1 protein-coding gene is annotated in these 1,383 nt (G+C 65.9%); it reads right to left on the bottom strand.

Features of this window, described 5'->3' with window-relative positions; all coding sequences use genetic code 11:
* Positions 1 to 41 precede the first annotated feature (41 nt).
* Positions 42 to 1,247, bottom strand: coding sequence for an IS256 family transposase (locus tag ACH4N1_RS34980; protein WP_398104568.1), 1,206 nt, complete (start codon positions 1,245 to 1,247; stop codon positions 42 to 44).
* Between the last annotated feature and the right edge of the window lie 136 nt (positions 1,248 to 1,383).

Raw genomic sequence — 1,383 nt, forward strand, 5'->3', positions numbered from 1 at the left:
CGGGAGTGTCCAGTAGACGGCTGATCCAGTTTCTGTAGTGGTCAGTTGGCGGCCGGGGTGAGCCGGCCTTCGAAGGCGATCTGGAAGGCGTTCAGGGGTGCCTTCCAGCGCATGGTCCATCGCTTGCGGCCCTTGCCCGTCGGGTCCAGGCTCATCAGCGCCATGTAGACGCACTTCATGGCCGCGGCCTCGTTGGGGAAGTGTCCGCGGGCCCGGACGGCCTTGCGGATGCGGGCGTTGACGGACTCGATCGCGTTCGTCGAGCAGATGACCTTGCGGATCTCGACGTCGAAGCTGAGGAAGGGCACGAACTCGGCCCAGGCGTTCTCCCAGAGCCGGATGACCGCCGGGTACTTCTTGCCCCAGGCTTCCTGGAACTCGCTGAACCGCTCAGTTGCGGCGGCCTCGCTCGGGGCCGTGTAGACGGGCTTGAGCGCTTTGGCGATCTTGTCCCAGTCCTGGCGGGCCGCGTGCCGGAAGCTGTTCCTCAGCAGGTGAACGACGCAGGTCTGAACGATCGTTCGAGGCCAGACGGTCTCCACGGCCTCGGGCAGGCCCTTCAGCCCATCGCAGACCAGCATCAGCACGTCATCAACGCCCCTGTTCTTCAGGTCCGTGAAGACGCTCAGCCAGTACTTCGCGCCCTCGCCACCGTCGCCGGCCCAGATGCCCAGGATGTCGCGGTGTCCTTCGGCGGTCACGGCCATGACGACGTAGATCGGGCGGTTCGCGACCTGCCCGTCCCTGATCTTGACGTTGATGGCGTCGACGAAGAGAACCGGGTAGACGCTGTCCAGCGGGCGGTTGGACCATTCCGCCATGCCGTCCATCACCTTGTCGGTGATCGTGGAGATCGTGGCCTTGGACACGCTCGCCCCGTAGACCTCAGCCAGGTGCGCGGAGATCTCTCCGTGAGTGAGCCCCTTCGCGGACAACGACAGCACCATCTCGTCCACGCCGGACAGCCTGCGCTGGCGCTTCTTGACGATGGCCGGCTCGAACGTGCCCGCCACGTCCCGGGGCACCTTGACCTCTACCGGGCCGACATCGGTCAGCACCGTCTTCGCCCTGGTGCCGTTGCGGGAGTTGCCGCTGCCCCGGCCCTCGGCATCGTGCTTCTCGTATCCGAGATGATCCGTAATCTCGCCCTCCAGGGCGGACTCCAGCACCCGCTTGGTCAACAGCTGCAGCAGCCCGCCCTCCCCGGTCAGCTGCAGACCCTCGCTGCGGGCCCGGTCCACCAGCATCGCGACCAACTGCTCGTCACTCGCCAGCACCGGCGCAGCCACCGGCTCGACATCCGCGCCCGCTATCTGCTCGATGGTGGTGTCGCTCATCAGGCGTCTCCTTGATCATCGGATCCGCCGATCATTGAACACTCCC

The organism is Streptomyces sp. NPDC017202, assembly GCF_044331705.1.
Lineage (GTDB): Bacteria > Actinomycetota > Actinomycetes > Streptomycetales > Streptomycetaceae > Streptomyces.

Coding starts and splice junctions, on each gene's coding strand:
- ACH4N1_RS34980 (WP_398104568.1), bottom strand. CDS start 1,247: ATGCTGGTGGACCGGGCCCGCAGCGAGGGTCTGCAGCTGACCGGGGAG.